This is a genomic window from Pseudoalteromonas sp. SR41-8, from assembly GCF_014163915.1.
In the GTDB taxonomy this organism is placed as follows: domain Bacteria; phylum Pseudomonadota; class Gammaproteobacteria; order Enterobacterales; family Alteromonadaceae; genus Pseudoalteromonas; species Pseudoalteromonas rhizosphaerae.
Genome location: NZ_JACJEE010000014.1, coordinates 60,830 through 81,176 on the forward strand (window position 1 = coordinate 60,830; position 20,347 = coordinate 81,176).

The window sequence follows — 20,347 nt, forward strand, 5'->3', positions numbered from 1 at the left end:
GGCTTTATACACTCAGTCCATTAAAATAGAAGTTTAGAATCCAGTTTATGAAGCATATCCGTAATTTTTCGATCATCGCCCATATTGACCACGGTAAATCGACCCTTTCAGATCGTTTGATCCAAGTTTGTGGTGGTTTAACAGACCGCGAAATGCAAAAGCAAGTATTGGATTCAATGGATATTGAGCGCGAGCGTGGTATCACCATTAAAGCGCAAAGTGTAACTCTAAATTATAAAGCCAACGACGGTGAAACTTACCAACTTAACTTTATCGACACCCCGGGACACGTTGACTTTACTTATGAAGTATCGCGCTCGCTGGCAGCGTGTGAAGGTGCATTATTAGTTGTTGATGCCGGTCAAGGTGTTGAAGCGCAAACTCTAGCGAATTGTTACACTGCCATCGAAATGAATTTAGAAGTAATTCCGGTATTAAACAAAATCGATTTACCACAAGCTGATCCACTTCGTGTAGCCGAAGAAATTGAAGATATTATTGGTATCGATGCCCTAGATGCCGTGCAATGTAGCGCTAAAACAGGTGTGGGTATTGCCGAAGTTCTTGAAATGATTGTTAAGGACGTACCGCCACCAGTGGGTGATAAAGACAAACCGCTACAGGCGCTTATCATTGACTCATGGTTTGACCCGTATCAAGGTGTTGTATCGCTGGTGCGTATTAAGCACGGTGAATTAAGAACGGGCGACAAGATAAAAATTATGTCGAACGAGCATATACACACTGCAGATCAGGTTGGTGTTTTTACACCAAAGCAAACCAACACCGGTATTTTAAGAACTGGTGAGGTAGGTTTTGTTATTGCGGGTATTAAAGAAATACATGGTGCGCCAGTAGGTGACACTATTACCCATCAAAAAAATGCAGCACCTGAGCGCTTACCGGGCTTTCAAAAAATTAAACCACAAGTTTATGCCGGTATGTTTCCAATTGCCTCGGATGAGTATGAATCTTTCCGTGATGCGCTTAATAAACTTAGCTTAAATGATGCGTCGTTATTCTTCGAACCAGAAAATTCAACAGCACTTGGCTTTGGCTTTCGCTGTGGTTTCTTGGGCATGTTGCACATGGAAATCATTCAAGAGCGTTTAGAGCGTGAATATGATATTGACTTAATTACCACCGCACCAACGGTAATTTATGAGGTTGTAACTAAAGAGGGTACGATTCAGATTGATAACCCATCTGATTTACCTGCTGTAAACGATATTTTAGAAATTCGTGAGCCCGTTGTTGAAGCTAATATTCTTGTACCACAAGAGTACTTAGGTAGCGTTATTACGCTTTGTATTGAAAAGCGTGGTATGCAAACTAAGATGAACTATCACGGTAAGCAAGTCGCTGTTACTTATGAACTGCCAATGGCAGAAGTGGTGATGGACTTTTTCGATAAGTTAAAGTCAACCAGTCGTGGTTTTGCCTCGCTGGATTATAACTTTAAGCACTTTCAAACATCAGACATGGTGCGCGTTGATATATTAATCAATGGTGAGCGCGTTGATGCGCTTGCGATTATTGTTCACAGAGACAGCGCGCAATCGCGTGGTCGTCAATTAGCTGATGCGTTGAAAGAACTTATCCCTCGTCAAATGTTTGATATAGCAATTCAAGCGGCAATTGGCGCGCATGTTATTGCTCGTACCACTGTTAAGCAATTACGTAAAAACGTAATTGCGAAGTGTTATGGTGGCGACGTGAGTCGTAAGAAAAAGCTACTTCAAAAGCAAAAAGATGGTAAAAAACGTATGAAGCAACTAGGCAATGTTGAAGTGCCTCAAGAAGCATTTTTAGCGATTCTTAAAGTTGGTAAGTAAGTTTCTTAACCAAATTACGTAAGATAAAGGATTTAATGCATGGCAGGTTATTTTTCAATATTTTTAGTTTTGTTAACTCTAGGCTCAGGCTTAATTTGGTTAATTGACCATTTTATGTTTGCACCAAAAAGGCAGCAACGCTTAGCTCTTGCGCAAAGCTCTGCTGGCGGCGAGCTTGATGAAGAAACTGCAGCATTAATTGCGCCAGAACCGACGATTACTGAAACGGCAAAATCAATTTTTCCGATGATTGCGGCTATTACGATTTTTAGATCGTTTATATTCGAGCCGTTTCAAATACCATCAGGTTCAATGATGCCGACACTATTAGTTGGCGATTTTATCTTAGTACAGAAATATTCGTATGGCGTGAAAGACCCTGTTTGGCGCACTCAATTAGTTGATGTTGCAGAGCCTGAACGTGGTGATATTGTGGTATTTAAATACCCATTAGACGAACGTATTGATTATATTAAACGTGCGATTGGTTTACCGGGTGATAAAATCGTTTACCGCGATAAGCGTTTATACATTCAGCCAAATTGCGAGCAAGGACAAACACAACAAGGTGACTTATTGTGTAATGAATTTAATAAAATTGATATGGAGATCATTAATCGCGATGAATTTAAGCAAGGCTCTATGGATTTAGTCCGGTTAGATGAAAATTTGACTACGCTAAAACATAATATTTTAATTAACCCTGAAGCGCTGGAAATGAAAGGGCGTTACTATCAACAACCGGGTACACGTTCTGATGAATGGGTAGTGCCGGCTGATCATTATTTTATGATGGGTGATAACCGCGATAACAGCCAAGATAGTCGCGTATGGGGCTTTGTGCCAAAAGAAAACTTGGTGGGTAAAGCTGTCTTTATATGGATGAGTTTTGAATTTGAGAATGGCCCAGATGACATTTTACCAGGCTGGGTTCCAACTGGTGTTCGTTTTGAACGCCTAGGTAATATTCAGTAACAATGAAAAAAAATGTAACAGAGTTATATAGCAAAATAGGGTATACCTTTATTGATCAAGTATTGCTTGAGCAGGCGATGACCCATCGCAGCCATAAAGGACAACACAATGAACGCTTAGAGTTTTTGGGCGATTCCATTTTAAGCTTTGTCATTGCCAATGCTTTATATAGTAAGTTCCCCAAAGCGCGTGAAGGCGATCTTAGCCGCATGCGTTCAACGCTTGTGCGTGGACAAACCTTAGCTGAATTTGGTTTAGAGTTTGGCCTAGGTGATTACTTACGCTTAGGGCCGGGTGAACTTAAAAGTGGTGGTTTTAGACGTGAATCAACTTTAGCTGATGCGGTTGAAGCAATTATTGGTGCGGTATTTTTAGATGCTGGCATTGATGTTTGTGGAGACTTGATTTTGGCGTGGTACGAATCTCGCCTTGATGCCATTTCGCCAGGTTTAAACCAAAAAGATCCTAAAACATTACTACAAGAATACTTACAAGCCCGCAAATTACCTTTGCCAGGCTATACTGTAGTAGATACTAAAGGTCAGGCACACAATCAAACGTTCACGGTTGAATGTATTGTTGAAGGTATGGATAGCATCATCTCAGTTGGCAGTTCTCGTCGTAAAGCTGAACAAAAAGCCGCTGAAAAAGCGTTGAAGATACTTAAAAATGAATCTTGATACATTGATCCAACCGCACACGCGTGATTTAGATACTTTTTGTGGCATGGTCGCTATTGTTGGCCGCCCAAACGTTGGTAAATCTACCTTGCTTAATGAAATTATTGAGCAGAAAGTAAGTATTACCTCGCGTAAACCGCAAACCACACGCCACCGTATTATGGGTATTCATACTGTAGGTAAGCACCAAGCCGTGTATGTTGATACACCAGGCCTGCATGTTGAAGAAAAGCGTGCCATTAACCGTTTAATGAACCGTGCTGCTTCAAGTTCATTAGGTGATGTTGAGCTAGTTATTTTTGTTGTTGAAGGTACTCATTGGAATGCTGACGATGAAATGGTGCTTAACAAAGTAAAGCAAAATGGCAAACCAGTATTACTTGTGATGAACAAAATTGATCAAGTAAAAGACCGTGACCTTGTGCTACCGCATATGAAGTGGTTAGGCGAAAAGTTTGATTTTGTTGGCATTATGCCAGTATCTGCGACTCAAGGTAAAAATATCAACCTGATCAAAGATGAAGTAACTAAGCGTTTACCACCGTGTGAATTTTACTTCCCTGAAGATTACGTAACAGATCGTTCAATGCGCTTTATGGCAGCCGAAGTGATCCGTGAAAAGTTGATGCGCTTTATGGGTGAGGAGCTTCCTTACTCAGTTACCGTTGAAATTGAGCAGTTTAAATGGCAAGAAAATGGCATTTGGCATATCAATGGCTTGATTTTAGTTGAGCGTGAAACGCAAAAACGTATGGTTATTGGTAATAAAGGCGAAAAGCTTAAAGTGATTGGCCGCGAAGCCCGTAAAGATCTCGAAGAAATGCTTGATAATAAAGTGTTTTTAGAACTTTGGGTGAAGGTTAAATCAGGTTGGGCTGACGACGAGAGAGCACTTCGCAGTTTAGGCTATGGTGAAGATTAATAGCCTAAGCGATATTTATGGATAGCGACTTCTACACGGCATATTTATTACACCGACGTCCTTTTAGTGACTCACAAGTAATGCTTGATATGTTAGTAGAAGGCGTTGGCCAGTTGCGCATGCTGGCGCGAATTAGCGGTCGCCAAGCAACAAAATACAAAGCTCAGTTACAACCCTTCCAAGCTTTACTGGTAAATTATACCGGTAAACACGACCTGAAATATATCCAACGATTTGAACTACATGGCACGCAATCCACACTAGTTGGGGATCAGCTTTATTGTGGGTTTTATCTAAATGAACTAACCAACCGCATTGTACCAATTAATGAACCAATTGATCATGCCTATCAATTGTATAAAACTCACCTACAACAGCTTAACCAGCACCCTAACTTACAAGCTGTATTACGTTCTTATGAATTTCAATTATTAGAATTATTAGGCTATGGCGTTGACTTTAGTTTTGATGCCGCAGGCGATCCAATTTCGGCAGAGCAAACGTATAGTTACTTTGCTGAATACGGCTTTGTTGCCCAAGAAAATCAAGGCAGTGGCTTTTCTGGCGCGCAGTTAAATGCAATTGCAGCTCATGACTTTAGTGCGCCGGATGTGTTATATATGGCAAAACAATTAAGTCGTCATTTAATGAAGCCTTTATTAGGCAAAAAACCATTAAAAAGTCGCGAGCTGTTTATATCCAAATAGTTTGGGTATTCACCAACAATCTTAATACGGTATTTTTAACCGTTATTTTTACAGGTAAAAAAATGAAAGATATTCTTTTGGGTATAAACGTTGATCATATTGCTACCTTACGCCAAGCTCGGGGTACAAGTTACCCAGATCCAGCACATGCTGCGAGTGTTGCTGAGCATGCTGGCGCTGATGGGATCACTATTCATTTACGTGAAGACCGTCGTCACATTCAAGATCGTGACGTGTATGTGATGGCTAAAACAATCCAAACACGAATGAACCTTGAAATAGCGGTTACAGATGAAATGATTGATATTGCTTTAGATGTTAAGCCAGCTTATGTTTGCTTAGTACCAGAAAAACGCGAAGAGTTGACCACCGAAGGCGGTTTAGACGTTGTTGGTAATCTAGATAAGATTAAAGCCGCGACAGCAAAATTAACTGACGCCGGTATTAAAGTATCGTTATTTATCGATGCAGACAAAGCACAACTAGATGCAGCTACAGCCTGTAATGCCCCTTATGTTGAAATTCATACTGGCGCTTATGCGGATGCGCAAACTGATACCGAGATACAAAAACAACTTGAGCATATTCATCAAGGTGTAAAGTATGCAGCAAGTTTGGGTTTGATAGTAAACGCCGGCCACGGTCTTCATTATCATAACGTGAAACCGATTGCTGCTATGAAAGAGATTTACGAACTAAACATTGGTCACGCAATTATAGCGCGTGCAGCCATAGATGGATTAGATAAAGCAGTACGTGACATGAAGCGACTAATGCTAGAAGCGAGAGCTTAATTTTAACTTCTCTTAAAATGCAAAAAACGACTCAAAAGAGTCGTTTTTTATTATTTGTATCTAACTGGATTAACAGTTAGTTTCTTTAGCGTTAACGCCTTCTTTTACTTCTTCACAGGCGTCTTCTACTTTGTTTTGTACGTCGGTTACAGCTTCATCGATGCGTTCACCGGCCTCTTCTGCATGATTGTCTTCACAACCCATGATAAAAAAACTAGCGAATAAAGCGATCACAGCAGTTTTAATAGTTGTCGATTTCATAATGTAATTCCTTGTAAAATTAATAAATGTGTTGTTATTTAAAATAAATTGTTATCACTTAGGGACATTGCCGCGCAACGCACCTGAAACGAGTGAAATAACTAACAATACAATAAAGATAAAAAAGATAATCTTAGCAATTCCTGCTGCGGCACCTGCGATACCACCAAAACCTAACACTGCAGCAATAAGCGCAATAACTAAAAATGTAATTGTCCAGCGTAACATTGTCGTCTCCTTGGTTTGTTAATTTGTTCAGAGTAAATAATGCCAGTTACATGCCATGTGTTTAAATCCTTTATTATCAATTGGATAGTGTTTATTTTATTTATTTTCATGAATTAGGTGGGAATTATTTACAGCTTTATCTGTAACTTATACTCGGCGTCCTGAAAAATAAATATTTCAGCATGATTTTTTGGTAAGACCAATTTCATGTTGAGTGCTTTTTCATTAATTTAACAGTTGTTGAGTAGTTCGGTTGGTAAGTTATTAAGGTGCAGATTAGATTTCACTTATAAGTTATAGCTATATTCAGTATTTTTATCATCTATATCCTATTAAATTATAGTAAAAAGCAGTGTGTTAACTTTGCTGAAGATATGTTAGCTTTATATTAATTGGTTTTACCAATTTACAAAGTGTTGGACTTGGTCTGTTTCTTTGATATGATTATTGCATAAATATTTAAATAAAGTGATTTTTTACCTATCTTTCGGGTGGGTAAGAATACTCAGGGGGGGGCAGAATGGATATAGGTCAATTACTTGCTACTGCAGCAAACTTAATGCTCACTGGGATGGTGGGAGTTTTCGTTTTTCTTTCGTTGTTGATTGCAGCAATTACCGCTATGTCTAAATTAGCGAGCCGCTTTGAACAGCCGGTTGTAATGCCAACGCGCACACCATCGATCAAAGCACCCGGTGTACCAAGTGAACACATCGCTGCGATAAGTGCTGCCATAGCTCAGTACAAAAATAAACAAAAACTATAAGGGATGACTTGTGGCTAAATTAAAATTAACAGAATTAGTACTTAGAGACGCGCATCAATCATTATTAGCAACGCGTATGCGTTTGGATGACATGCTACCGATTGCACAAAAATTAGATGATGCAGGTTACTGGTCGATCGAATCATGGGGTGGGGCTACTTTTGATTCATGCATTCGTTATTTGGGTGAAGATCCTTGGGAGCGTATTCGTGCTCTTAAAAAAGCTATGCCAAATACTAAACAGCAAATGTTATTACGTGGTCAAAACCTTTTAGGCTATCGTCATTATGCAGATGATGTTGTTGAAAAATTTGTAGAGCGAGCGCACAAAAATGGTGTTGATGTGTTTCGTATTTTTGATGCGATGAACGATGTTCGTAATCTTGAAACGGCTATTAAAGCTGCGATTAAAGTTGGCGCACATGCACAAGGTACAATTTCGTACACAGTAAGCCCGGTTCATACACTTGATATGTGGTTAACGCTTGCCAAGCAGCTTGAAGAGTTAGGCTGTCATTCAATTTGTATTAAAGATATGGCTGGTTTGCTTAAACCATACGATGCAGAAGAGTTAATCAAAGCGTTAAAAGAAACAGTCTCTATCCCAATTGCAATGCAGTGTCATGCCACAACAGGTTTAAGTACTGCTACTTACCAAAAAGCGATTGATGCAGGTATTGATATGCTTGATACCGCAATTTCATCAATGAGTATGACTTACGGACACAGCGCAACTGAAACGATTGTATCGATTGTTGAAGGTACTGAACGTGATACTGAGCTGGATTTAAATCAACTCGAAGAGATTGCTGCTTATTTCCGCGATGTTCGTAAAAAATATGCCGCGTTTGAAGGCAGCTTAAAAGGTGTTGATGGCCGTATTTTATTAGCGCAAGTGCCTGGTGGCATGTTAACTAATATGGAAAACCAGCTTAAAGAGCAAGGTGCTGCGGATAAATTGAATGAAGTATTACTTGAGATCCCACGTGTACGTGAAGACTTAGGTTATTTACCGTTAGTTACACCAACATCACAAATTGTTGGTACACAAGCAGTATTAAATGTATTGACGGGCGAGCGTTATAAAACTATCACCAAAGAAACTGCCGGAGTGCTAAAAGGTGAGTATGGCGTAACTCCTGCGCCGATGAATAAAGAATTACAAGAGCGCGTACTTAATGGCGCAGAAGTCATTACTTGCCGCCCAGCTGATTTATTGCAACCAGAACTAGAAATACTCCAAGCTGAGTTATTAAAAGAAGCAAAAGAGCAAGGCTTAAGCTTAGCGGATGAGCAGATTGATGACGTGTTAACGTATGCATTATTCCCACAAATTGGGTTAAAATTCATTAAAAATCGTAATAACCCAGATGCTTTCGAAGCTGTACCAAGTGCTGAATCTGCTAATAAAGAACAACCAGTTAGTAATAAAAAAAGTAACAGCAACACAGTAAAAGCAGAGCAGTACAGCGTAAAAGTAGATGGTAAAGTTTATGATGTAGTGGTTGCACAAGGCGGTGAGCTTAAAGAAGTAACACTTAAAGATAGTGAGCATATTCCACAATCGGCGTCAGTTGCTTCCGGCGAAACACTTAACGCTCCACTTGCTGGTAACATCTTTAAAATCAAGGTGAAAGCGGGTCAAACGGTAAATGAAGGCGATGTAGTGATCATCATGGAAGCGATGAAAATGGAAACTGAAATTCGTGCAACCCACACCGGTACTATTGCTGAAATTCTTGTTGCTGAAGGTGATTCAGTGGCAACGGGTGACGCTATGATAGCACTAGCTTAGGAGCGCAGAGGATGGAAGCATTATTAAACCTCTGGCAAGCAACAGGTATTGCTAATTTTACATTTCCTGCGCTTATTATGATCGCAGTAGGGTGTTTATTGTTGTATCTGGCAATTGCGCGCAACTTTGAGCCGTTATTATTATTACCAATTGGCTTTGGGGCAATATTAACAAATATCCCCGTAGCGGGCTTATCAGACCCCGGTGGTTTGCTGTATTACGTTTATCATATTGGGATTGATACCGGTGTATTCCCATTATTAATATTTATGGGTGTTGGTGCACTCACTGATTTTAGTGCCTTGATAGCTAATCCTCGTATGTTATTGCTAGGTGCTGCAGCTCAGTTTGGTATTTTTGCAACCTTGTTTGGCGCAATTTTACTAAACTATGTACCAGGTTTTGAGTTTTCTTTACAAGATGCGTCAGCAATTGCGATTATAGGTGGTGCAGATGGCCCGACGGCAATCTTCTTAGCCTCAAAACTTGCTCCTGATTTATTGGGTGCTATCGCCGTAGCTGCATACTCATATATGGCGTTGGTGCCAATTATTCAGCCGCCAATTATGCGGGCTTTAACCACACCAGAAGAACGTAAAATTCAAATGCCACAGTTACGCACCGTATCAAAAAAGGAAAAAATTATTTTTCCGTTAATGGTATTGAGTTTAACGATTTTGTTTTTACCTGCAGCAACGCCACTGGTAGGCATGTTCTGTTTAGGAAACTTGATGCGAGAGTCTGGTGTGGTTGACCGTTTAAGTAATAGTGCACAAAACGAGATCATAAATATCACCACTATTTTCCTTGGTTTAGCTGTAGGCTCTAAGCTTGCTGCAGATAAGTTTTTAACCGTAGAAACAATTGGTATTTTGGTACTCGGCGCCTTGGCTTTTGCAATTGGTACAGCTTCAGGTGTATTTATGGCAAAAGGTATGAACAAGTTCTCTAAATCACCAATCAATCCACTCATCGGCGCGGCTGGTGTATCAGCTGTGCCAATGGCTGCACGCGTAGTTAATAAAGTGGGTCTGGAGAATAATCCGCATAATTTCTTATTAATGCATGCAATGGGACCAAATGTTGCGGGAGTACTGGGTAGTGCTGTGGCTGCAGGTATCTTGTTAGCACTGGTAGGTTAAATAAATCATTAAACTATACCCAGCGAGCTGAGTATGGTGAGGTAACTTTTACTTCCAACCGACTGCGCAGTATTTACTGCGCTTTTTTTTGCTTGCATATTGGGTATACTCGATAGATATTTTATTAAATAGGAATGGTATGAATATCTTCGTGATTTTAATTTCACTGTTTGTTGCATTAATCATTCTTGTGCCACTACTTGAAAAGTATCAGTCTAAAATGGGCCTAGATGGTGCGACTAAATATGCCAAATACATCTGGCCATTAGTGATGATTTCATTGGTTGTGCAATTGATTTATGTGTTGGTGAGATAGAGCGTAGCCGTCAGTTTTAAGGTTCAGGGCAGCTAGAAGCAGTAAGTTGCCCAGCGTTAAAATTGCCTGCGTAGGTTGTGGTTGAACACCCCGAAACCCAACGAAAAATATCCTGCCAGTCTGCATCAATGCACAGCATTATCGGATGTCTTAAATGCAATAACTGACGATTCATGAACCATTATGTGTGAAGTCAAACTTTTAGCTTGTACTATTTAGCCTCAACAGGTTTAAAATCATCGATAGATATTTGGATACATATTCAGCATGAGAAATAAATCGCTTCTCCGTCCTTGTTGTCCTACTTATTCAATAAATTTCATTGCTGTTGCAAGTGAGTTTGCAGATGAAGTACTTAACATGTTTTTTGACTAATAAGTCATGTAATTCTTGGTTGTCTAGTTTCATACAGAATCATTGATGGGGGCACAATGACAAAGCCAGTCAAAACTAAACGTAGCAAAAGGGTTCCGTATGACAAACTTGTTAGGCATCTGCAAGGTTATTGACACGAATAGCTCCCATGTGAAGTCCGTATACAATTGAGAGTTTACTTTTGGTGTTATGAAAAAATATCATATAGGCAGTGTTATTTGGCTCACCATACTCTTCCTTGCTGCCGTAATATTCCAAAAACCAATTAAGCTTCTCCGCCTTTTCATTCTCACTGCTATTAAACTGATCTGTGAGATAGTTTATGTATGAAACCCTATCATTCGCAAAGCCTACGTGAATACGAGTTACGTCATTTTCAACAACAAATTCAAAATCTATGTCTTTTTTACTTGAATCTTCAATCCTTTCTACTGATGAGAAAGTCGATAGCTTTCTGAATACTTTATCAGGAGTTAAATCCAACTCTATGATTGGGAATTCGGGCTCAAACTTTACCTTTTTGAAGATGTTAAACATAGGGTTGCCTAATAATTTTATCTACGACATTTGTCGTTTTATAAACCGACAAATCTCCATATTACGATGTATTTATCTTAGTCATCAAATAAACAGCTGTATATAATTAGTAACTTCGTTTCACTTTTCTAAATGCAGCAATACACCCAAATGGTAGAGAGCAGTAACATTGGACAAAATTCAAGCTGCTATTGATGTATACAGTTAGTTGCTGATTAGTTTTGTTTTATTGTAAATTAACGCGTGACTATTTTATCGGGGTCAGAACACACAATCTTATGGCTTATGGCTTATGGCTTATGGCTACAGATCCACAAAAAAACCGTTGCTATTGGCATAGCAACGGTTTTATATTTTCTGGCCGCTGGCGGCTTTACTTAAGCGCTAACTGTAGCTCTCGGTTGCGCTCTAGCTGCGCTAAGAAGTTATCTGCTATTGGTTTAAACTTAGCAAGCTCGTCGCGAGGCAGAGGCTCTGACTTCGGTAACTTAACCGTTTTAGGGTTACGGTGAACGCCGTTAACTAAAAACTCGTAGTGTAAGTGCGCGCCTGTTACACGACCGGTGGAGCCGACAGTACCAATTTTTTGACCTTGCTTAACTTTTTGACCAGTTTTAACTAGTTTCTTGTTAAGGTGTAGGTATTTAGTGACGTACTGTGTGCCGTGACTAATAAATATATAGTTACCATTATACTTACTGTAACCAGCTTTAATTACTTTACCATTACCAGAGGCAACTACTGGCGTTCCAGTACGAGCTGCGTAGTCAATCCCACGGTGTGCTCTTACTTGTCCTGTTACAGGGTGTAAGCGACGCGGATTAAAGCTTGAGCTAATATATTTAAAGTTAACTGGTGCACGTAAAAATGCTTTTTTCATACTACGCCCTTCAGGCGTGTAAAAAGTACCATCGCTGTGACGGATAGCCGCGTAACGTTGACCTTGGTTAATAAACTCAGCGGCAATAATTTTACCTGTGCCAATAAACTCGCCATCAACATAATGCGATTCATAGATTAAACCAAATTGATCGCCTTTGCGGATATCATTGGCAAAATCCACATCCCAACCGAATATATCAGCAAAGTTCATTATTTGCCGTTCACTTAAACCAGCAGCAATACCTGAGGTCCAAAAGCTGTTAGTAATTTCTCCGCCTGTTGATTTAGTTAATGTTTCAATTTCTTTACTATCAATAGACGTATCGTAGTTACCTTCTTCATTTAATGTAACGAACAGGGTATCTGTTTTTGAAATCACATAACGTAACTGTGCCAAAGAACCATCTTCGGCGGTAGCAAAGCTTAATGTTTCACCAGGGTGAATTTTACTAAGTTTACGTGTTTCTGCATTGGTATTAAGCAGTTTATGAACGGTTTGCGCCGAGAATCCGGCGCGTTTGAAAATAAGTGCTAAATTGTCACCGTTTTTAACTTCGAAATCGATAAGATCGTATTCTGGGAGTTTTGCTGCATCTTCTTGCGAATTTAATTCAGTTAATTGCTCAACGTCATCAACTTTAATTTGTAATTCGTAGCGCTTGCCAATTTCTAACGCATCAGCGCTATTGTCTTTAGAGGCGGTGGCTTTTTCTGAAGGAATGAGTGTTAAAGCAGCAATAGCAGAAACCAAGCCTAAAATAAGCAATTTGTGTTTTTTTGGGAGAGTGTGCACAACGCGAACCATAACGTGCCTTTTCCTGCTGTCAAGATAATTAATCACTAATATTGCAGGATATACTTAATAAAGCGTTAATACCAGTGTTTTGTAGATTTAAACTGGCGCGGATTTACGCTAGAATCACCAGATTGACTGAATTTTTTGGAGTAATACATAGTGGACTTACAAACCGCTCTAGCAGAGATAAAACGCGGTGCTGAAGAAATATTAATTGAAGACGAGTTAGTCGAAAAGCTAAAGTCTGGTAAAAAGCTAAAGATCAAAGCTGGTTTTGATCCAACTGCACCTGACTTACACTTAGGTCACACTGTGCTAATTAATAAAATGAAAACCTTCCAAGACTTAGGTCATGAAGTGATTTTCTTAATTGGTGATTTCACCGGTATGATTGGTGACCCAACGGGTAAAAATGTAACTCGTAAGCCACTAACCCGTGAAGATGTATTGGCAAATGCTGAAACATATAAAGAACAAGTATTTAAAATTCTTGATCCGGCTAAAACCACGGTTGCTTTTAATTCAACTTGGATGGAGAATTTAGGCGCTGCAGGTATGATCAAGCTAGCAGCACGTCAAACGGTTGCTCGTATGCTAGAACGTGATGATTTTAAAAAGCGTTATGCTGGCGGACAATCAATTGCGATTCATGAGTTTTTGTATCCATTAGTGCAAGGTTGGGATTCAGTTGCGCTTGAAGCTGATGTTGAGCTCGGTGGTACTGATCAACGCTTTAATCTATTAATGGGTCGAGAGCTACAAAAAGACGAAGGCCAAAAGCCACAAACCGTATTAATGATGCCTTTACTTGAGGGCACCGACGGTGTGCAAAAAATGTCTAAGTCATTAGGTAACTACATTGGTATTACTGATGCTCCTAACGATATGTTTGGTAAGATCATGTCTATTAGTGATGAGCTGATGTGGCGTTATTATGATTTGCTAAGTAGCTTATCAATTGACGAAATTGCTGCGCTTAAAGAAAAGGTTGCACAAGGTACTAATCCGCGTGATACTAAAATCGATTTAGCAAAAGAAATGATTGCTCGTTTTCACAGCGATGCGGCAGCTGTTGGTGCGCATGAAGATTTTATTAAACGTTTTCAAAAAAATGCGTTACCGGATGATATCCCAGATATGACTGTAACGATTGATGAAGATACCGTATTTATTACTAACTTGCTTAAAGAAGCTGGCTTAGTTGCGAGTACATCAGAAGCTATGCGAATGATCAAACAAGGCGCAGTTAAAATCAATGGCGAAGAAAAGGTCACTGATACTAAGCTTGAAATTGCAAAAGGCAGCACAGCTATTTATCAAGTTGGTAAGCGTAAGTTTGCAAATATTACCTGTGCTTAATAGGTAAAGAATGAAAATTCAGTTTTAAAAACCAGCTTCGGCTGGTTTTTTACTCTTTGTGATCTACAACATTGTTTTAATGATTTCGATGCCAAATATAACCAGTAACCAAAAGCCACGCGCTTGATTTAGCCGATTGATCAATACAGTAATATCATCAGCCTGCGGTAAACGTTCAGTACCAATACGCATTTTATCAAATCGAGTATCTTGGTATATGGCAGGGCCACCGAGTTGCACACCAACAGAGGCCGAACAACAACTTAATAACCAGCCACTATTTATTTGATAAAAATGTCGTCCATAATGCTTGATATAATGAATGCTCAATTTACTGGCTTTACTTGCTGCAATAGTCAGCGCCAATATCCGCGTAGGTAACCACTCAAGAATATATAATAGCCAACTAAGTGATTTTAAAAATGGGCTATTAGGCATAATATCTTTGCGCCAAGCTTGGTGGATCAAAGTCAGTAAGCGATAAGCCAGTGCAGCCATAGGGCCAAATAGTAGATAAAAGAAAATAACGCTAAAGTAATGACGAGCAACTCTTAAGATCAGCGTTTCCATGATGGCTTTGCAAAGACCTGGGCCTGATAATTTATCTACCTGACGAGCAAGTAGCGGTTTTAATAACTCTCGGGCTGTAGACTTTTGATTTTGTTTAACGAGTCGTGCAATGCGCAGTGCTTTACTTTCTACACTTCGCCACTCTAGGCAGAGGTATAAAATTAACCCAGCTAATAGTTCAGGGTAATAGGCGAATTCAAGCAGTAAGACTACCAAGGTCATGATCACTAAAATGACTAAGGTGAAACATAACGAGGATGACAAATATTGGTAACTTGCAGGTTCACTCTTTCGAAAAACGCGTTTCCCAAGAGCTCTAAATACCGCAGTTAAAAATATATTTGGGTGATACCAGCTTACCAAAGGTAAAAAGCGCTCAGCAAGGAGCGCTAATATAAATACAATAAAGTCCAAATGTTGCTGAACTAAATTGAGTAACACGTTAGAGCGTTACCGTAGTCAGCTTTTCTAGTAATGCGACCACCATTTTTGATGAGTTTATTGAAGCGGTTTCTAGGTATTCTTCAAATGACTGTGGTGACTCTTTACCTGCAATATCAGACATTGAACGGATCACTACAAACGGTGTAGCTAAAGAAAAGCATACTTGTGCAATGGCAGCGCCTTCCATTTCTACAGCTAACATAGTAGGGAAGTCCGCGCGGGCTTTATCAATACGCACCGGATCACACATAAATGAATCGCCAGTACAAATTAAGCCGATCAGGGTCTTCACGTCACTGATGCTTTCAACACTTTGTTGTGCAGCCTCTATTAATTTAGGGTGAGCGGCAAAACCAGCAGGCATCTGTGGTACTTGGCCAATTTCATAACCAAAAGCGGTTACATCAACATCATGATGACGTACCTCAGATGAAATTACCACGTCGCCAACACTCAGAGATGGATCAAAACCACCGGCAGAGCCTGTGTTGATCACACAGTCTGGTTGAAAATTATCAATCAATAACGTTGTTGCAATACTAGAGGCGACTTTACCAATACCTGATTGCACTAAAGTCACAGTGTTACCAGCTAATTCACCTGTATAAAAAGTGAAACCTGCTTTAGTTAGAATTTGTGGATTTTGCATTGCTTCACGCAAAATTTTAACTTCTGGCTCCATCGCGCCAATAATACCGACATTCATAATTTTAAATTCCTCTAATTAGATGTTTAGATTATACGTGAAGTTAGCGATAAAAAACAAAAATGCGAGCTTAAAAGCTCGCATTTTATCGTTTAAGAAAACTTATATTTCAGCTAAAGCTGTGGAATGGGCTTTAGCTTGCGAAGGAGATAGTACCGCCGGCTTAGTAACACGGTTGCGTGTCGGGCGACTACTTTGTGCTGTCGGCTTGCCAAGCTTAAACATAATTGCTTCGCGTACTTCTGATGGCCGATAGCCAGATTTAACTTTCATACGGATATGTGGAATGCCAGCAGCTTCAAGTGCACCATTAACAAACCAGTCTCGTTGTGCTTTATGACCATCTTTATTGGCGTTGTTTACTAAGTCAACCGCTGCCACAATCGTCATCTTTTCTTTATCAATCAGCACATAATCCAGTTGTTTGTTTTTTGCTTTAGCGATTGCAGCACGTTTAGCTTTAGCAGATAAACCTTTTTTACAATCAATGATATCGATTAATTTTACACGGCTAACAATTTTATATTGATCGCCTACAGCACGTTCTAAAAGGTTTAAGAATGAGCTTTCAACTTGCGTAAATACACTGGTTTTACGCGTGAATGGGTAAGGGTTTCCGCCATCATCGGTAAACTTTGACGCAACAACAGATGCCCCTACGACTAATACTAAAATTGATAATAAAGCGAATTCCATACGGTAACTCCACAACAACAAATTGACACTATAAATTACTTAGCAATTTACGTGCCCAGTTGTAATGAAGTTACACTTTATAACAGCTAAGTTATGGCTGGTATCCGCCAGCAATTCCTTTTACTGCAATCGCTACAGCATCATGGGCATGCAGAGATTCATAATGGTTTATTTGTAACCAGTAATCGGCGTATTGTGCATCTTCTAACACGGCTTTGATTTTACGCGCAGCATCTTCACAAAACATCAGATTTTGACCATTTAAACGGGCGAATTCTTGCTCATCTTCACGCTTAACTGCCGCTTGTACAGGGGTTTTAAGCTCATCTTCAAGAGTATCGATCAAGCTCAAAATATCAAACTCACGGATGCTACTATCTAGTTTGACTTTTACATTGGCAATAGAGCGTTGAGAATGCGGTGTGGCGATTATGCCATCGGTACTGCCAAGCCAGTTGACCACTTCTTCATGGCTAAGAGTATGCTGCTGAAACTTTTCAACAAAGGCTTGTTGAATAAGTTGGCGAGCTAATGCCGCTGAGCATGGGCAAGTTGATGAGTAAGTTACATCAAGGCTTAATTCAAAACTAAGTACACCGCGGTCAATTTTTGCCACTATGGTCAACGGGTAGCTTTTCCAACCCGCTTTGCCGCTAAGGAGTGATTTTCTGCGCAGCGGTAGTTCAAACTTAAATTCAATTTTAGCTTGGTCGCTTAATCCAGTGTGACTAGAGATAAAGCTATCGAGCGCTTGTGCAATAGTTTGCGGGTTAACGTGTTGCTCAGTTGACAGGGTATCGAGCGCTAAAAATAACCGCGACATATGAATACCTTTTGCGTCTTCTTTGTGAAGATTAACAAAAGCACGAGCTTTAGCGTTGACATTAATAGGCGCAAGATCACGAGATTCAAATAAAAAAGGCAGTTCAATATCAGCCATACCAACCCAGTCTAATTTACCTGTTTGTAAGGCGGGAGCCGTATCTGCTATATCGGGCATGTTGCTTTGCATGGAAAATCTCGTTATTGGCAATTGTAAAGCGCAATATTTTACACGAAATAAATAAAAAATACGTGGTAGATGAAAATTTTCTGTTTTCGTCGCGGAACATGAAAATAGTTAATGCAAAAGTGCTAAAATCCTAACACTAGTCGTTTTTTTATAGCTGTGTAGTCAGCTGATTTTTTATATACTTATATGTATAGCTAAGAGACAGATTTATATATGATCGATTCCTCTTTGAGTCCATGGGCTCGAATACTTTCTAGTTTAATTACTCGATTTGGTGAATTCAAAACCGCAACTATTTGTTATGTCTTACTATTAGTACTGGCATTAATATTATCGTGTATGTTTTATTATGTTGCAGTAGGCGAGGTGATGCTTGTCGATGTGCTTGCCGTGATATTTTTTACTGCAGTAGTGTCGCCCATTATTATCAGTGTGTTGATCAATTCAATCCGCCAGTTAGATGCTTCCTATGCGTATTTAGATAGTGCCACTAAGCAAGAAAAATTATTAAATCAAACTTTAAAAGATAATATCAATCGCTTAAATGTAGAGATAGATGAACGTAAAATGGCATTTCATGCCAAGCACCGTGCAATCGAAGAACTCAGGCGAGAAATAGTTGAACGTAAAAAAACCCAGCAAGAGCTTGCTCAACAAGGCATGTTACTGCGCTCTATTGTTGATTCATCCCCTGATTTATTTTATTACCGTGATAACAATGGTGTTTTTGCCGGCTGTAATAAAATGTTTGAAGAGGTTATGGGGAAATCAAGTGACGAGTTAATAGGTAAAACTGCAGAGGAGATTTACCCAACGCAATTCTTACCGGAAGTATTACTAACTGATAACAAAGTCGAAAAAACTCACGCCGCTTTAACGCTTGATGTTGAATACCCTGTAGGCAATGAAAACCGTTGGTTTGAAATGCGCAAGCTCCCATTTATTAATGATGACGGTGATTACATTGGCTTATTAGCATTTGGGCGTGATATCACCAGCCGCAAAGAAGCAGCTCAAGCACTTGAAACCGCTTATAAAGACAAAGGGAAATTTATTGCCACCCTAAGTCATGAATTACGAACTCCACTCAATGGTATTGTGGGTTTAACCCGTATGTTACTAGACACCGACTTGGATAAGCAGCAACGTAGTTGGTGTAACACCGTATTTTCTAGTGCTGAAACATTAGGAAATATTTTTAATGATATTATAGATTTAGATAAGATAGATCGCGAACAACTCGATATTGTTACCGACTCAATAAACGTCTCTGATTTTATTAATGATGTGGTTAACTTTGCAGGATTGATCGCTGAGCAAAAAGACTTAGAGTTTGAAATTAAGCGCAAAGGTATGCTGGATATTTATGCGCAGCTAGATCCGACCCGATTACGCCAAGTGGTATGGAACTTAATAAATAATGCGGTTAAATTTACCCAAAAAGGTAAAGTTCAATTAGCGTGTGCTCGGGAAAATCGTGCGGATGGCGCGTGGTTAGTCATGAAAGTAACAGATACCGGGCAAGGTATTCCACAAGAGCAATTACATCGTATTTTTGATATGTATTATAAAGCGCCGGATTTAAATGGTACTAATGCGATAGGATCAGGTATTGGTTTAGCGGTCACCAAGGCTTTGGTTACAGCAATGAAAGGACAATTACATGTAAGCAGTACCGAAGGAGAGGGCAGCTGTTTTGTGGTTGAAATACCGCTGGCGCTTTGTATCGCTCCGGCTGAACAAAGTTATGTTGGCCGTAGTTTGAATATCTTGCTAGTTGAAGATGTGCCGCTTAATGCTGAAATCGCCACTAACTTACTTGAGCAACGTGGTCATGAAGTTATCTGGGCTGAAACCGGTGAAGATGCATTGTCGTTTGTTGAAACTGAGGATGATCTGGATTTAGTACTGCTAGATATGCAACTGCCAGATATTAATGGCGATGAAGTAGCAAGACAGATCCGTGCCGATAGCCATTTTGATAAGTTACCTATTGTCGCGCTTACGGCTAATGTGCGTAGCGCCGAAGAAGAGTTACAAGGGATCTCAATTCAAGGCGCATTAGCTAAACCTATCAATACCACGAAGCTTGATAAAATGCTGGCTGAACTATTTGATATTAAACATCTACAACAGTCTGATGAAACACGCCTGACGGTTAGCAAAGAAGCCAGTGAAAATATCAATGTAGAGTTACTTGATGTTGAAACCATTGAAGATTTTGTTAATTCGATGGGCATAGTAACATTTAAGCGCAGCAGCAGTTTATTTGAAAAGCTAAATCCACAGTATCAGCAAGAGTTAGCAACGTCATTAGCAGCCGGTGACCGTGAAGAGTATAAGTCTGTAGCACATAAGCTTAAAGGTGCTGCAGGTTCAGTTGGTTTAAATGATGTACAGTTACACGCTAAGACCATGGAACATGGTTCTATTGAAGAAAGTGATGAAGTATTAAAGACTTGGTTAGTAATATTGGCAGATAAAATAAATGAAGGGCAACATGCCCTTCATTTATTCTTACAGCAATTAGAACGTTAATGCTGTCATTA

The 20,347-nt window shown here is 39.6% G+C and carries 20 protein-coding genes; 12 read left to right on the forward strand and 8 right to left on the reverse strand.

From position 1 onward, the window contains the following. Positions 1–47: 47 nt before the first annotated feature. The 6 genes from lepA to pdxJ all read left to right on the forward strand — a co-directional run bounded on the left by lepA (position 48) and on the right by pdxJ (position 5,913). Complete coding sequence (gene lepA, locus H5162_RS11320) at positions 48–1,835, forward strand: translation elongation factor 4 (RefSeq protein ID WP_182731876.1); 1,788 nt, start codon at positions 48–50, stop codon at positions 1,833–1,835. Between the two features lie 39 nt (positions 1,836–1,874). Then, a complete protein-coding gene (gene lepB / locus H5162_RS11325; RefSeq protein ID WP_145237597.1) occupies positions 1,875–2,810 on the forward strand; it encodes a signal peptidase I in 936 nt (311 codons plus the stop codon). 2 nt (positions 2,811–2,812) lie between these two features. Continuing rightward, a complete protein-coding gene (gene rnc, locus H5162_RS11330) occupies positions 2,813–3,490 on the forward strand; it encodes a ribonuclease III (RefSeq protein WP_145237595.1) in 678 nt (225 codons plus the stop codon). After that, positions 3,480–4,412 carry a GTPase Era gene (gene era / locus H5162_RS11335; RefSeq protein WP_145237593.1) on the forward strand — a complete coding sequence of 311 codons (933 nt, stop codon included), beginning with the start codon at positions 3,480–3,482 and terminating at the stop codon, positions 4,410–4,412. Before rnc ends, era begins: the two co-directional genes overlap by 11 nt. 17 nt (positions 4,413–4,429) lie before the next feature. Continuing rightward, positions 4,430–5,119 (forward strand): DNA repair protein RecO, encoded by a 690-nt coding sequence (gene recO, locus H5162_RS11340; RefSeq protein WP_145237591.1) that lies wholly within the window; start codon positions 4,430–4,432, stop codon positions 5,117–5,119. A 62-nt stretch (positions 5,120–5,181) separates the two neighbouring features. After that, positions 5,182–5,913, forward strand: a complete 732-nt coding sequence (gene pdxJ, locus H5162_RS11345) for a pyridoxine 5'-phosphate synthase (protein WP_145237589.1) — start codon at positions 5,182–5,184, stop codon at positions 5,911–5,913. Between the two features lie 69 nt (positions 5,914–5,982). Here the strand turns inward: pdxJ and H5162_RS11350 are convergent, their stop codons facing one another. Then, the gene (locus tag H5162_RS11350) at positions 5,983–6,174 is read right to left on the reverse strand and encodes a hypothetical protein (protein ID WP_149980895.1); all 192 of its coding nucleotides are present in this window, start codon (positions 6,172–6,174) and stop codon (positions 5,983–5,985) included. A 54-nt stretch (positions 6,175–6,228) separates the two neighbouring features. Next, on the reverse strand, positions 6,229–6,402 hold the full coding sequence (locus tag H5162_RS11355) for a DUF1328 family protein (RefSeq protein WP_145237585.1): 174 nt from the start codon (positions 6,400–6,402) through the stop codon (positions 6,229–6,231). Between the two features lie 520 nt (positions 6,403–6,922). Here H5162_RS11355 and H5162_RS11360 point away from each other — a divergent pair. The 4 genes from H5162_RS11360 to H5162_RS11375 all read left to right on the forward strand — a co-directional run bounded on the left by H5162_RS11360 (position 6,923) and on the right by H5162_RS11375 (position 10,421). Next, the gene (locus H5162_RS11360) at positions 6,923–7,168 is read left to right on the forward strand and encodes an OadG family protein (RefSeq protein ID WP_182731879.1); all 246 of its coding nucleotides are present in this window, start codon (positions 6,923–6,925) and stop codon (positions 7,166–7,168) included. A 10-nt stretch (positions 7,169–7,178) separates the two neighbouring features. After that, positions 7,179–8,963, forward strand: a complete 1,785-nt coding sequence (gene oadA, locus H5162_RS11365; RefSeq protein ID WP_182731880.1) for a sodium-extruding oxaloacetate decarboxylase subunit alpha — start codon at positions 7,179–7,181, stop codon at positions 8,961–8,963. Positions 8,964–8,974: 11 nt separating this feature from the next. Beyond that, entirely contained in the window at positions 8,975–10,105 is a 1,131-nt protein-coding gene (locus tag H5162_RS11370; protein WP_145237582.1) for a sodium ion-translocating decarboxylase subunit beta, read from the forward strand. A gap of 139 nt (positions 10,106–10,244) precedes the next feature. Next, positions 10,245–10,421 carry a hypothetical protein gene (locus H5162_RS11375; RefSeq protein ID WP_167542971.1) on the forward strand — a complete coding sequence of 59 codons (177 nt, stop codon included), beginning with the start codon at positions 10,245–10,247 and terminating at the stop codon, positions 10,419–10,421. A gap of 486 nt (positions 10,422–10,907) precedes the next feature. On the opposite strand, the gene H5162_RS11380 is transcribed toward H5162_RS11375, so the two are convergent. Then, positions 10,908–11,333: a hypothetical protein gene (locus H5162_RS11380; RefSeq protein ID WP_182734484.1), complete on the reverse strand. Its 426-nt coding sequence runs from the start codon at positions 11,331–11,333 to the stop codon at positions 10,908–10,910. Positions 11,334–11,706: 373 nt separating this feature from the next. Further along, entirely contained in the window at positions 11,707–13,020 is a 1,314-nt protein-coding gene (locus tag H5162_RS11385; RefSeq protein ID WP_145237580.1) for a peptidoglycan DD-metalloendopeptidase family protein, read from the reverse strand. Positions 13,021–13,170: 150 nt separating this feature from the next. On the opposite strand from H5162_RS11385, the gene tyrS reads away from it, so the two are divergent. After that, the gene (tyrS, locus tag H5162_RS11390) at positions 13,171–14,370 is read left to right on the forward strand and encodes a tyrosine--tRNA ligase (protein WP_182778557.1); all 1,200 of its coding nucleotides are present in this window, start codon (positions 13,171–13,173) and stop codon (positions 14,368–14,370) included. Positions 14,371–14,433: 63 nt separating this feature from the next. Here tyrS and H5162_RS11395 read toward each other — a convergent pair whose 3' ends face one another. From H5162_RS11395 to folE2, 4 genes are all read right to left on the reverse strand, one after another. Next, positions 14,434–15,381: a cobalamin biosynthesis protein gene (locus H5162_RS11395; RefSeq protein ID WP_145237575.1), complete on the reverse strand. Its 948-nt coding sequence runs from the start codon at positions 15,379–15,381 to the stop codon at positions 14,434–14,436. 1 nt (position 15,382) lies between these two features. Continuing rightward, entirely contained in the window at positions 15,383–16,090 is a 708-nt protein-coding gene (mtnN, locus tag H5162_RS11400; protein ID WP_182717012.1) for a 5'-methylthioadenosine/S-adenosylhomocysteine nucleosidase, read from the reverse strand. Positions 16,091–16,192: 102 nt separating this feature from the next. Then, the gene (locus H5162_RS11405) at positions 16,193–16,786 is read right to left on the reverse strand and encodes a DUF2726 domain-containing protein (protein ID WP_145237569.1); all 594 of its coding nucleotides are present in this window, start codon (positions 16,784–16,786) and stop codon (positions 16,193–16,195) included. Positions 16,787–16,877: 91 nt separating this feature from the next. Beyond that, entirely contained in the window at positions 16,878–17,798 is a 921-nt protein-coding gene (folE2, locus tag H5162_RS11410) for a GTP cyclohydrolase FolE2 (protein WP_182760010.1), read from the reverse strand. Between the two features lie 213 nt (positions 17,799–18,011). Between folE2 and arcB the strand changes: the two genes are divergently transcribed. After that, positions 18,012–20,336, forward strand: a complete 2,325-nt coding sequence (arcB, locus tag H5162_RS11415; RefSeq protein WP_145237561.1) for an aerobic respiration two-component sensor histidine kinase ArcB — start codon at positions 18,012–18,014, stop codon at positions 20,334–20,336. The last annotated feature ends 11 nt before the right edge of the window (positions 20,337–20,347 follow it).

What these genes read in the sequence shown, in the direction of transcription:
- H5162_RS11370 (WP_145237582.1), top strand. Translation starts at nt 8,975, where the DNA reads ATGGAAGCATTATTAAACCTCTGGCAAGCAACAGGTATTGCTAATTTT.
- folE2 (WP_182760010.1), bottom strand. Translation starts at nt 17,798, where the DNA reads ATGCAAAGCAACATGCCCGATATAGCAGATACGGCTCCCGCCTTACAA.
- pdxJ (WP_145237589.1), top strand. Translation starts at nt 5,182, where the DNA reads ATGAAAGATATTCTTTTGGGTATAAACGTTGATCATATTGCTACCTTA.
- era (WP_145237593.1), top strand. Translation starts at nt 3,480, where the DNA reads ATGAATCTTGATACATTGATCCAACCGCACACGCGTGATTTAGATACT.
- lepB (WP_145237597.1), top strand. Translation starts at nt 1,875, where the DNA reads ATGGCAGGTTATTTTTCAATATTTTTAGTTTTGTTAACTCTAGGCTCA.
- H5162_RS11350 (WP_149980895.1), bottom strand. Translation starts at nt 6,174, where the DNA reads ATGAAATCGACAACTATTAAAACTGCTGTGATCGCTTTATTCGCTAGT.
- H5162_RS11355 (WP_145237585.1), bottom strand. Translation starts at nt 6,402, where the DNA reads ATGTTACGCTGGACAATTACATTTTTAGTTATTGCGCTTATTGCTGCA.
- recO (WP_145237591.1), top strand. Translation starts at nt 4,430, where the DNA reads ATGGATAGCGACTTCTACACGGCATATTTATTACACCGACGTCCTTTT.
- H5162_RS11360 (WP_182731879.1), top strand. Translation starts at nt 6,923, where the DNA reads ATGGATATAGGTCAATTACTTGCTACTGCAGCAAACTTAATGCTCACT.
- H5162_RS11385 (WP_145237580.1), bottom strand. Translation starts at nt 13,020, where the DNA reads ATGGTTCGCGTTGTGCACACTCTCCCAAAAAAACACAAATTGCTTATT.
- arcB (WP_145237561.1), top strand. Translation starts at nt 18,012, where the DNA reads ATGATCGATTCCTCTTTGAGTCCATGGGCTCGAATACTTTCTAGTTTA.
- H5162_RS11405 (WP_145237569.1), bottom strand. Translation starts at nt 16,786, where the DNA reads ATGGAATTCGCTTTATTATCAATTTTAGTATTAGTCGTAGGGGCATCT.
- H5162_RS11380 (WP_182734484.1), bottom strand. Translation starts at nt 11,333, where the DNA reads ATGTTTAACATCTTCAAAAAGGTAAAGTTTGAGCCCGAATTCCCAATC.
- rnc (WP_145237595.1), top strand. Translation starts at nt 2,813, where the DNA reads ATGAAAAAAAATGTAACAGAGTTATATAGCAAAATAGGGTATACCTTT.
- lepA (WP_182731876.1), top strand. Translation starts at nt 48, where the DNA reads ATGAAGCATATCCGTAATTTTTCGATCATCGCCCATATTGACCACGGT.
- mtnN (WP_182717012.1), bottom strand. Translation starts at nt 16,090, where the DNA reads ATGAATGTCGGTATTATTGGCGCGATGGAGCCAGAAGTTAAAATTTTG.
- H5162_RS11375 (WP_167542971.1), top strand. Translation starts at nt 10,245, where the DNA reads ATGAATATCTTCGTGATTTTAATTTCACTGTTTGTTGCATTAATCATT.